Origin of the sequence: Bradyrhizobium oropedii (assembly GCF_020889685.1) — a bacterium.
Classification (GTDB): Bacteria; Pseudomonadota; Alphaproteobacteria; order Rhizobiales; family Xanthobacteraceae; genus Bradyrhizobium; species Bradyrhizobium oropedii.
In genome coordinates, this window is record NZ_JACMYO010000090.1 from 22,366 (window position 1) to 33,218 (window position 10,853).

Genomic DNA, 10,853 nt, shown 5'->3' on the forward strand with positions numbered 1-10,853 from the left:
ATATGGATTGCTTCGTCGCGGAGTATATCGTCCGGCCCGCCGCAGGCGGGATCGGGTGACTCCTCGCAATGACGACGATATAACTTACTTTGCTCCCAACTCCCGCTTGTACGACGCGTAGTTCGGCTGATCGACCGCGAGCTTGTCCATCGTCGTCTGCCAGAGATGCTCCGATAGCCCCGGTGTTTTCAGATCGACCTCGCCGCTTGCGATCTTCTCCGACAGCGCGCGGTTCAGCTCCATCAGCGAGCCGTCGGCGCCGAGCAGTGCCTTCAGCCGCGCGGCTTCGGTCGCATCGCCGGTTTCGGCGAGCGCGAGCTGCCGCGTCACCAGATCGAGCGCGTTGATGCCGACCCGCAGCTTGAAGCCGTTGTGGCCCTTGATCGCGGGCGCGATCTCGTTACGCAGGAAATCGGCGACGGCCTTGATCAGCTCGGTTGGTGTGGGCTCATCCTGCATATCAGCGACCTCTCGGTGCGAGTAGCCTAAGCAGATCGATCTCGGTCTCGGACGCGCGCCGCCCGATCATCGCGCGCTCCATCGAGTGATCAGGGCCGAGGCGGAAGCGCTGCATCATGCCGCAGCACATCACGCCCCAGCGCAGCGTGCCCATCACCTCCCAGAACTTCACGCGGTCCGGGTCGGCCTTGCGGCCGGCTTCTTCGTAGCCAGCGAACAGATCTTCGCGCGTGCCAAAGCCGCCGACCGGCTTGTCGATCTCGCCGAACCGCCACGAGTTGACGCAGATCCAGCCGAGATCCTCCATTGGATCGCCGAAATGCGCGAGCTCCCAGTCGAGCACCGCGCGCACCCCGTCGGGGCCGATGATCAGATTGCCGTGGCGGAAATCGCCGTGCACCAGCGTCACCTCGGACGACGGCCCGGGATCGTGATCGCGCAGCCAGCGCAGCGCCAGCTCGAACACCGGCCGCGGCCAGTTGAAGCTGTGATACTCGCGGCCGAGATCCTCGATCTCCCTGGTTGCAGTCAGGCTGCGCAGCTGCGGCAGCTTCGCCTGCGGCAGGCCATGGATGCCGGCGATGACTCGGCCGAGCTGGCGGGCCAGGATCGGCCGCGCGCCGGCAAATTCCTCGTCGCGCAAAATTTTCCGCGCGATGGTCTCGCCTTCGACCCGCGCCATGATGAAGCCGCGGCCGAGGCCGTCCTCCGGCGTCAGCACATGCATCACCTTCGGCGACGGCAGGCCCGCGTCATGCGCGAGCTGCATCAGCGTAGCCTCGGCATCGAGGCCGGCGGCGCGGCCGGGCGCGGCACCGTAGCCCGGCGGCGCACGGCGCAGGATCGCGCCGACATTGCCGTTCGGGTGCACGATGTCGAACGTCCAGGTCTCCTGGCTGGCGCCGCCGGAGAGCTTGGCGGCGCCGGTGACGCCGGTCGCACCCGGATGAAACGCGGCGACGCAGCGCCTGAGTTCGGTCTCGATCATTTGCCCTTGAACTTCGCCGGCCGCTTCTCGAGGAATGCGGTGACACCTTCCTTGAAATCCTCGGCGCCGCCCGCAATTCGCTGCGACTCGAACTCCAGATTGAGCTGATCCTCGAGCGTGTTTTCCGGGCTGTCCCAGTAGAGCTTGCGGATCAGCGACAGCGCCACCGTCGGGCCGTTGGCGAGATCGTGCGCCATCTTCATCGTCTCTTCCATCAGCACGCCGTCGTCATAGACACGGTTGACGAGGCCCCATTCCAGCGCCTTCTCGGCCGGCAACCGCTCGCCGAGCAGCGACAGCTCGACCGAACGCGCCTTGCCGATCAGCCGCGGCAGCAGCCAGGTCGAGCCGCAATCCGGCACCAGGCCGATGCGGCGGAACGCCTGCAGGAAGTAGGACGAGCGCGCGCACAGGATGAGGTCGCCCATCAATGCAAAGCTCATCCCGGCGCCGGCGGCCGGACCGTTCACCGCCGTCACGATCGGACAGTGCAGCTTACGCAATCGGCGCAGGAACGGATGGAACGCGGTCTCCAGTGCCGCGCCGGCGTTGCTCTTGCCGGGCTTCTGCTGCTGGTTGCGGCCCTGGAGATTGGCTCCGGTGCAGAAGGCACGGCCTGTGCCCGTGATCACCAGGCAGCGCACCTCGTCGCGCTTGTCGTCGATCGCATCGAGCGCCTCGGCAAGGCCGCCCAGCATGTCGATCGACACCGCGTTCATGACTTCCTGATGGTCGAGCCTGAGGATCGCGACCGATCCGTCGAAGTCGAGCGTGACGTGTTTGAACTGCATGGTTTCCTCTTTACGTTGTCTCGGCGGTTGGTACCGCGGTAGGTCGATGCGTCGACCCATATTTGATTTTTGTGCCGGGCTTGTCCATGGTCGGCGGCAAGCCCATCCGTGAACGCGTGATTAGCGCGCACCAAACCAAATGGAAACCCCAATGAGTGGCATCTTCGATCTCACCGGCCGCGTCGCTGTCATCACCGGCGGCAATGGCGGCATCGGCCTCGGCATCGCGCAGGCGTTGAACGCCGCCGGCTGCAACGTCGCGATCTGGGGCCGCAACGCGGAAAAAAACGCCAACGCCGCGGCTTCGATGAAGGCCGGGCCCGGCAAGGTCTCGACGCAATTCTGCGACGTCAGCGATCCCGGCTCGGTCAAGACCGCGATGAAGGCAACGCTCGACACCTTCGGCCGCGTCGACGGCTGCTTCGCCAATGCCGGCATCGGCGGCGGCGGACGCCGTTCCTTCATCGACCGCACCGAGGAGGAATGGCGCAAGATGTTCGCGACCAATCTCGACGGCGTGTTTCATGTATTCCAGGCTGCGGCACGCCACATGACCGAGCGGTCTGAAGCCGGCGACAAGTTCGGCCGCCTGGTCGCAACCTCGAGCCTCGCTTCGCTGTTCGGCACCGCGCGCAACGAGCACTATGCCGGCACCAAGGCAGCGCTGAATGCGCTGTGCCGCGCGCTCGGCGTCGAGCTCGCCCGCCACGGCGTGACCGCAAATGCGATCCTGCCGGGCTGGATCAAGAGCGACATGACCGCCGGCATCATGGCCAACGACAAGTTCGTCGCCAACGTGATGCCGCGCATTCCGGTGCGCCGCTTCGGCGAGCCGAGCGATTTCGGCGGCATCGCCGTCTACCTCATGAGCAAGGCATCGTCCTATCATACGGCGGACTGTTTTGTGATCGACGGCGGGTACACGGCGTTCTAGCCAAGTCTCGCAGCATCACCGGTGTCGTCCCTGCCTAGTGCGCAATTGCGCACGGGAGCAGGGACCCATAACCACAGGACGCTGTTGTTGAAGCAGGCTGGGGCCACAGCGTCGTAACGCAATGAGCATCGGTGGTTATGGGTCCCGGGTCGCGCTGCGCTTGCCCGGGACGACATCGAATATCTGGCTCGTGCTTGAAACATACATCTGCATCCTCGCGGCGCAGACGCATCCGAGTCTTGCGTTTACCTGCCCTCTTCCGAAGCTGAGGGCGCGACGTTTCTAGCCGCGCGACGCCGCGTCGCTTCCGTCGCGACAAAACTGCTGCTAGCGTTCCTGCCGTAAGGACGCACAAGCCGACTTTTCGTAAACAAGCAGGGAGGATATTTCAGATGTTTTCACACGTGATGGTTGGCACCAACGATCTGGACAAGGCCAAGGCGTTTTATGATGCGCTGCTCGGCACGCTCGATGTCCGGCCGGCCCGGGTCGACGGTCACCGCATCATGTACTTGACCAAGGCAGGCATTTTCATGGTGTCCAAGCCGATCAACGGCGAGCCGGCGACGCACGCCAATGGCGGCACGATCGGCTTTGCCTGCTCTTCGCCCGAGCAGGTCCATGCCTGGCACGCGGCCGGCGTTGCCAATGGCGGCAAGCCCTGCGAGGACCCGCCGGGTGTACGCGAAGGAGGCGGCATCAAGCTCTACCTCGCCTACTTGCGCGATCTCGACGGCAACAAGATCTGCGCAATGCACCGGATGACATAGCCGGCCCCGCCGGAGTCTTTTTCACGCTGCATGCGGCGGCGTTCAAACAACGTTTGAAACGCCGTCGCCAAATTCCGCGATGCGGTAGAGATCCTGCGAAAATCGGTGCTCGCGCTTCGCGTCGCACGCGTCTATTGTCCGCCGCGAAACGCGCCTTCGCGAGGGAGAAAAGACAGTGAAGCATGCCTATGTGCCGCGCACCACGAACTACACGCTCAATCCGGGCGACGAGCTCAACGACCTCCGGATGTCGGACAAGGTCCGACCGCTCTACGATCATGTGAAGCAGTTCATCCGCGACACCGTCGACCCGATGTCGGTCGAGTTCTATCGCGCCGGCGAGAAGAAAACCAACCGCTGGAGCTTCACCGACGAACAGCTCGCGATCCTGCAGAAGGCCAAGGACAAGGCCAAGGAAGTCGGTCTCTGGAACTTCTTCCTGCCCGACGCCGAAACCGGCGATGGCCTCAACAACCTCGACTACGCCTATATCGCCGCTGAGCTCGGCAAGAGCCCGCTGGCCTCCGAGACCATGAACTGCTCGGCGCCCGACACCGGCAACATGGAGGTGCTGGAGCGCGTCGGCACCAAGGCGCAGAAGGAGAAGTGGCTGAAGCCGCTGCTCAACGGCGAGATCCGCTCGGCCTATGCGATGACCGAGCCGAACGTCGCCTCCTCCGACGCCAAGAACATCTCGACGACCGCAAAGCTCGTCGGCGACGAGTGGGTGATCAACGGCGAGAAGTATTACATCTCCGGCGCCGGCGATCCGCGCTGCAAGATCATGATCGTGATGGTGAAGACCAATCCCGACGCGGCGCCGAGCAAGCAGCAGTCGCAGATCCTGGTCCCCATCGACACCCCCGGCGTCGAGATCCTCGGCCCGATGCACGTGTTCGGCCATGACCATGCGCCGCGCGGCCACATGCATCTGCGCTTCAACAATTGCAAGGTGCCGAAGGAGAACATGCTGCTCGGCGAAGGCCGCGGCTTCGAGATCTCGCAGGTCCGCCTCGGACCGGGCCGCATCCATCACTGCATGCGCACCATCGGCAAGGCCGAGAAGGCGCTCGACATGATGGTGCAGCGCGGCCTGACCCGCGAAGCGTTCGGCAAGAAGATCGCCCATCTCGGCGGCAACATGCAGATCATCGCCCAGGCCCGTTGCGAAATCGAAGCGATGCGGCTGATGGTGCTGAAGGCAGCCAAGGCAATGGACGTGCTCGGCAACAAGGAAGCCCGCGTCTGGGTCTCGATGGTCAAGGCCATGGTCCCCGAGCGCGCCTGCAAGGTGATCGACCAGGCGATCCAGATGCACGGCGCCACCGGCATCTCGCAGTGGTCGCCGCTCGGCGAAATGTACCAGGACGTCCGCCATCTGCGCTTCGCCGACGGTCCGGACGAGGTGCACTGGATGGTGGTCGGCCGCCACGAGTTGAGCATGGCGTAGTTTCTCTTCCCCTTCTCCCCGCGTGCGGGGAGAGAAGGTCGGGGTGAGGGGGAGTCTCCGCGCGGACGGTGAGAATCGGATTCGCGGAGACTCCCCCTCACCCGGATCGCATCTGACGATGCGCTCCGGCCTCTCCCCGCAAGCGGGGCGAGGCAAGGAAAACGGACTGCAAGGCGGGTTCGCGCGAGCGTGACCCGCCTTTTGCTTTCCGAACCCTCGGCCGCGGGTTACGCTTGGCTAACCCGCCCACCGAAATACCGGATCCTCCATGGAATACGCCGCAAGCGACCTCACCCAGCGCGAACGCTACAAGGTGCTGACCTCCTTCGTGCTGCCGCGGCCGATCGCCTGGGTGACGAGCCTCGGGCCGGACGGCGTCGTCAATGCGGCGCCGTTCTCGTTCTTCAACGTGTTCTGCGAGGACCCGCCGCTCTGCATGTTCGCGGTCAATCGCCGGCCCGACGGCCGCGAGAAGGACACGATGGTCAACATCCAGTGCCTGGGCGAGTTCGTGGTCAACCTGACCGACGAGCCGTTGGCGCGGGCGATGCACGAGAGCTCGGGCGACTTCCCGCCCGAGATCGGCGAGCCCGATTATCTCGGCCTGAAGCTCGCGCCATCCAGCAAGATCGCGGTGCCCCGGCTTGCCGACGCACCGTTCGCGATGGAGTGCAAGACCTGGAAGCTGATCGACGTCAACGGCGATCGCGAGCTCATCATGGGCGAAGGCATTCACTTCCACATCCGCGACGAATTGTGGGATCGCGAAGCGATGCGCGTCCATATGGACCGCTACCACCCGATCGGCCGCATGTTCGCCGATCGCTACTGCCGCACCGACGACCGCGTGGTGTTTCCCGCGGCCGAAGGGGCAAAGACGAAATAGCCGAGGACAAGACAATGAGTGAAGCATTCCGCGACAACGAGGCGCAGAGCCGGTTCGAACTCGCCGTCGACGGCGCCACCGCCTTCGTGGTCTACCGCAAGACGCCGGACACCATCACGCTGGTGCATACCGAAGTGCCGCCGGAGCTCGGCGGCCGCGGCATCGGCTCGAAGCTCGCCCGCGCCACGCTCGATGCCGTCCGCGCGCAGGGCATCAAGCTCGTCGTGACATGCGAGTTCATCCAGGGCTTCATGAAGAAGCATCCGGAGTATGACGATTTGTTGGGGTAGAGCGCAGATGCGTAGGGCGGGTTAGCCGAAGGCGTAACCCGCCGATCTTTGTGAGGGCATGATGGCGGATTACGCCTTCGGCTAATCCGCCCTACAAGGCTACGCAGCTACGACGCCGCCTGCTCGACCTTGTCCTGCGTCCTGGTCTCGAAATCGCTGGCGTCATGGCGCTCGTGGAGCTGGCTCGACGGCTCGCCCCAGGTGCGGTTGACCATGCGGCCGCGCTTCACCGTGGGGCGTGCCGCGATCGCGTCGGTCCAGCGCTGCACGTTCTTGTAGTCCTGTACCGAGAGGAATTCGCCGCCACCGTACAGCAGACCCTTGGCGAGGCCGCCGTACCAGGGCCACACCGCCATGTCGGCGATGGTGTAGACATCGCCTGCGAGATATTCGTTGTCGGCGAGCCTGCGGTCGAGCACGTCGAGCTGGCGCTTCACCTCCATCGCAAAGCGGTCGATGGCGTATTCGATCTTGGCCGGCGCGTAGGCATAGAAGTGCCCGAAGCCGCCGCCGAGATAGGGCGCCGAGCCCATCTGCCAGAACAGCCAGGAGAACGTCTCCGCACGGGTCTTGACGTCGGTCGGCAGGAACGCGCCGAATTTTTCCGCGAGGTAGACCAGGATCGAGCCCGACTCGAACACCCGGATCGGCTCGGGCCCGCTCCGGTCCATCAGTGCCGGAATCTTGGAATTCGGATTGACCGCGACAAAACCACTGCCGAACTGGTTGCCGTCGATCTTGATCAGCCAGGCGTCGTACTCCGCGCCCTTGTGGCCCGCGGCGAGCAGCTCTTCCAGCATCACGGTGACCTTGACGCCGTTCGGCGTCGCCAGCGAATAGAGTTGCAGCGGATGGCGGCCGACCGGCAGCTCCTTGTCATGGGTGGGACCCGCGATCGGCCGGTTGATGCCGGCGAAGCGCCCGCCGCTCTCCTTGTTCCAGGTCCAGACTTTCGGCGGCTCGTAGGCAGGAATGTCAGTCACGTCATTGGCTCCCGGTTACGTTTCCCAAGGTGGGGCGGCGACCGCCGTGCCCATCCGCATGTCCGCACTAGATGGTGGGCACGCTTCGTTTTGCCCACCCCGCCGGATCGCATTTTCTACCTTGCGGAATGCACTGAGGGCGATGCAGCCAAGCAGCGCCTGCACGCAAGATCGACGCGGCCGAAACCCGCTTGGCTTCGCCGACCGTGATGCGCTAGCGTTGCAGGGGCTGATGCCAACGAGCACAAGAAGCAGCCGCCGGGAGAAAACCAACTCATGAAATCACCGATCTGCGACATGCTGGGAATTGAATTCCCCCTGCTCGCTTTCAGCCATTGCCGCGACGTGGTGGCGGCGGTCAGCCGCGCCGGCGGCTTCGGCGTGTTCGGCGCGACCCGGTACTTGCCGGAGACGCTGGAGCAGGAGCTGAAATGGATCGACGCACACGTCGACGGCAAGCCCTACGGGATCGACGTGTTGATCCCGGAAAACATCTCGACCGCAGGTGAGAAGAACGTCACCTGGAGGAGCCTGGAGAAACGCGTCTCACAGGAGCACCGCGATTTCACCCGCAATCTGCTGAAGAAATACAACATCGAGCTCACAACGCAGAGCGTCGCCGACGACCAGCCGCAGCCGTTCGATGCGGAGACCGCGCTGCAACTGCTCGAGGTCTCGTTCCGCCATCCGATCCGGCTGATCGCGAATGCGCTCGGCGTGCCGCCGAAGGCGATGATCGAGATGGGTCGCAAGCACGGCGTGCCGGTGGCGGCGCTGGTGGGCTCCAAGGAGCATGCGCTGCGCCAGGTCGCGGCCGGCGTCGACATCCTCGTCGCGCAGGGCACCGAGGCCGGTGGCCATTGCGGCGAAGTCTCGACCATGGTGCTGGTGCCCGAGGTGATCAAGGCGATCAAGAAGATCCGCGACGTGCCGGTGCTTGCCGCGGGCGGCATCATGACCGGCAGCCAGATGGCGGCGTGCATGGCGATGGGCGCGGCCGGCGCGTGGACCGGCTCGGTGTGGCTTGCCACGGTGGAATCGGAGACCTCGGAGATCTTCCGCGAGAAGATGATCGCCGCCTCCTCCCGCGACGCCATCCGCTCGAAGGGCCGCACCGGCAAGCCGGCACGGCAGCTCCGTTCGGTGTGGACCGACGCCTGGGACCGCTCGCCGGACAGCCCCGGCGCGCTGCCGATGCCGCTGCAAAGCATCATCAGCCGCGACGCCTTCAACGCGATCGACCGCGCCGCCGCTGGTGGTAACGAGAAGGCCCGCGATCTCGTCAGCTATTTCGTCGGCCAGGGTGTCGGCCTGGTCGACAGCGTGAAGTCCGCGGGCGCCGTGGTGCAGGAGTTCAAGGAAGATTTCGTCGAGGCCGTCGAGCACATGAATGCGCTGGTGGCGGAGTGATCGAATACGTGGCCATCCTTCGAGGCTCGCCCAGCGGTGCAACTGCACCGCAAGGCTCGCACCTCCAGCGACAAAGGCGAAGCCTTTGCGCAGGGGATGACGCCGTCCCCGTAGCCGTCACCCCCGCGCAACGGCGAAGCCGTTGTCGCTGGAGGTACGCGCCCTTGCGCGCCTCGAAGGGCGGCGGCGTGGTGAAGACCTAGAAAGTGAAGCAAGAAGAAATGACAACATCCTCCATCCCCGAAGACCGCATTCCCGTCATCGTCGGCGTCGGCGAGATCGTCGATCGTCCGAAGGACATCGCCGCCGGCCTCGAGCCGCTCACTCTGCTGGAACAGGCACTGAAGCGCGCCGAGGCAGACAGCGGCGCAAAGCTGCTCTCCGACGTGCAGTCGCTCGACGTCGTCAACTTCCTGAGCTGGCGCTATCGCGATCCCGAGAAGCAGCTCGCCGCACGGCTCGGCATTCAGCCTTCGCATCTCTATTACGGCCCGGTCGGCGGCGAGAGCCCGATCCGCTATCTGCACGAGGCGGCGCAGCGCATTGCGCGCGGCGAATGCAGCGTCGCCGCGGTCTGCGGCGCGGAGGCGCAGTCGACGGCGACGAAGGCGCAGCGCGCCGGCGTCGAATTGCCATGGACGCCGTTCGCGCATGACGTCGAGGAGCCGAAGCGCGGCGCCGCGTTCCAGAAGCCGATGGCCGTGACGCTTGGTGTATTCAGGCCGATCACGGTCTATCCGCTCTATGAGTCCGCGACCTCGGCGCATTGGGGCCAGACCCCGCGCGAGGCGCTGAAGGAATCCGGCGACCTGTGGTCGACCTACGCACGCGTTGCCGCGGACAATCCGAACTCGTGGCTGAAGAAGCGCTTCACCGGCGACGAGATCACCACCGCGACGCCCGACAACCGGATGATCGCCTGGCCGTACACAAAGCTGATGGTGGCGAACCCGACGGTCAACATGGGCGGCGCGCTGATCCTGACCAGCCTTGCCAAGGCGCGTGCCGCCGGCGTGCCGGAGGAGAAACTGATTTACCCGCTCGGCGGCGCCTCCGCGGAAGAACCGCGCGACTATCTGACCCGCGACCAGTTCGTCGAGAGCCACGCGCAGACCGCGGTACTGAAGGCAGTGATGGATCTCGTCGGCGGCGACGGCAGGAAGTTCGATGCGATCGAGCTCTATAGCTGCTTCCCCTGTGTGCCCAAGATGGCGCGCCGGACGCTCGGCCTCGGCAGCGACGTGCAGCCGACCGTCACCGGTGGTCTGACGTTCTTCGGCGCGCCGCTCAACACCTACATGACGCATTCGGCCTGCGCGATGGTGCGCAAGCTGCGAAGCGGCGGCACGCTCGGCCTGCTCTATGGCCAGGGCGGCTTCGTGACCAAGCATCACGGCCTCGTGCTGTCGCGCGCCGCGCCGCAAGCCGCGGTCAAGCAGGACACCAGCGTGCAGGCCGAGGCCGACCGCAACAGGCGCGATGTGCCCGACTTCACCGCGGAGGCCGCGGGCAAAGGCAAGGTCGAGGCCTTCACCGTGATCTACCGCGCCAATGGCGAGGTCGAGCACGGCGTCACCATGCTACGCACCGAGGACGGCCGCCGCACCCTCGGCCGGATTCCGGCGAGCGATACCGCAACGCTGGCGTATCTGCAGAATATGGATCGCACGCCGGTCGGCAGCACCGGCAACATCGTCACCGCCGGTGACGGCATGCTGGAATGGCGAGTGGGATAGTAATTCTCCCTCGCACCGCTCTTGCGGGGTCGAGACGAGCGCAGCTCGCTCTTGGAGGGTTGGGGTGAGGGGCTGCTTCCGCGAGTTCTGAACGCCGTGAGACCTGTACCCCCTCACCCGGATCGCATCTGACGATGCGATCCGACCTCTCCCCGC

General features: G+C 65.1%; 11 protein-coding genes. 7 read left to right on the forward strand and 4 right to left on the reverse strand.

Going from position 1 to position 10,853, the window contains the following annotated elements:
• Positions 1-84 precede the first annotated feature (84 nt).
• The 3 genes from H8A95_RS23990 to H8A95_RS24000 are packed head-to-tail and all read right to left on the reverse strand — an operon-like array spanning position 85 to position 2,238.
• Positions 85-459 carry a DUF6285 domain-containing protein gene (locus tag H8A95_RS23990; protein ID WP_229185303.1) on the reverse strand — a complete coding sequence of 125 codons (375 nt, stop codon included), beginning with the start codon at positions 457-459 and terminating at the stop codon, positions 85-87.
• Position 460: 1 nt separating this feature from the next.
• Positions 461-1,447, reverse strand: a complete 987-nt coding sequence (locus H8A95_RS23995) for a phosphotransferase family protein (protein ID WP_229185304.1) — start codon at positions 1,445-1,447, stop codon at positions 461-463.
• Positions 1,444-2,238 (reverse strand): enoyl-CoA hydratase/isomerase, encoded by a 795-nt coding sequence (locus H8A95_RS24000; protein WP_163153216.1) that lies wholly within the window; start codon positions 2,236-2,238, stop codon positions 1,444-1,446. The genes H8A95_RS23995 and H8A95_RS24000 overlap by 4 nt, the downstream gene beginning before the upstream one ends.
• Before the next feature lie 151 nt (positions 2,239-2,389).
• On the opposite strand from H8A95_RS24000, the gene H8A95_RS24005 reads away from it, so the two are divergent.
• The 5 genes from H8A95_RS24005 to H8A95_RS24025 all read left to right on the forward strand — a co-directional run bounded on the left by H8A95_RS24005 (position 2,390) and on the right by H8A95_RS24025 (position 6,568).
• Positions 2,390-3,172, forward strand: coding sequence for an SDR family NAD(P)-dependent oxidoreductase (locus tag H8A95_RS24005; RefSeq protein WP_163153215.1), 783 nt, complete (start codon positions 2,390-2,392; stop codon positions 3,170-3,172).
• Between the two features lie 392 nt (positions 3,173-3,564).
• Positions 3,565-3,942, forward strand: coding sequence for a VOC family protein (locus H8A95_RS24010; RefSeq protein WP_163153214.1), 378 nt, complete (start codon positions 3,565-3,567; stop codon positions 3,940-3,942).
• Between the two features lie 175 nt (positions 3,943-4,117).
• On the forward strand, positions 4,118-5,392 hold the full coding sequence (locus tag H8A95_RS24015; RefSeq protein WP_229185305.1) for an acyl-CoA dehydrogenase family protein: 1,275 nt from the start codon (positions 4,118-4,120) through the stop codon (positions 5,390-5,392).
• A 268-nt stretch (positions 5,393-5,660) separates the two neighbouring features.
• Positions 5,661-6,278, forward strand: coding sequence for a flavin reductase family protein (locus H8A95_RS24020; RefSeq protein ID WP_229185306.1), 618 nt, complete (start codon positions 5,661-5,663; stop codon positions 6,276-6,278).
• A gap of 14 nt (positions 6,279-6,292) precedes the next feature.
• Complete coding sequence (locus H8A95_RS24025; protein WP_229185307.1) at positions 6,293-6,568, forward strand: GNAT family N-acetyltransferase; 276 nt, start codon at positions 6,293-6,295, stop codon at positions 6,566-6,568.
• A 107-nt stretch (positions 6,569-6,675) separates the two neighbouring features.
• Here H8A95_RS24025 and yghU read toward each other — a convergent pair whose 3' ends face one another.
• Positions 6,676-7,551 (reverse strand): glutathione-dependent disulfide-bond oxidoreductase, encoded by an 876-nt coding sequence (gene yghU / locus H8A95_RS24030; RefSeq protein WP_229185308.1) that lies wholly within the window; start codon positions 7,549-7,551, stop codon positions 6,676-6,678.
• A 276-nt stretch (positions 7,552-7,827) separates the two neighbouring features.
• Here yghU and H8A95_RS24035 point away from each other — a divergent pair, with 276 nt between their 5' ends.
• Complete coding sequence (locus H8A95_RS24035; RefSeq protein WP_229185309.1) at positions 7,828-8,961, forward strand: nitronate monooxygenase; 1,134 nt, start codon at positions 7,828-7,830, stop codon at positions 8,959-8,961.
• Positions 8,962-9,182: 221 nt separating this feature from the next.
• Positions 9,183-10,697 (forward strand): acetyl-CoA acetyltransferase, encoded by a 1,515-nt coding sequence (locus tag H8A95_RS24040; protein ID WP_229185310.1) that lies wholly within the window; start codon positions 9,183-9,185, stop codon positions 10,695-10,697.
• Positions 10,698-10,853: the final 156 nt, after the last annotated feature.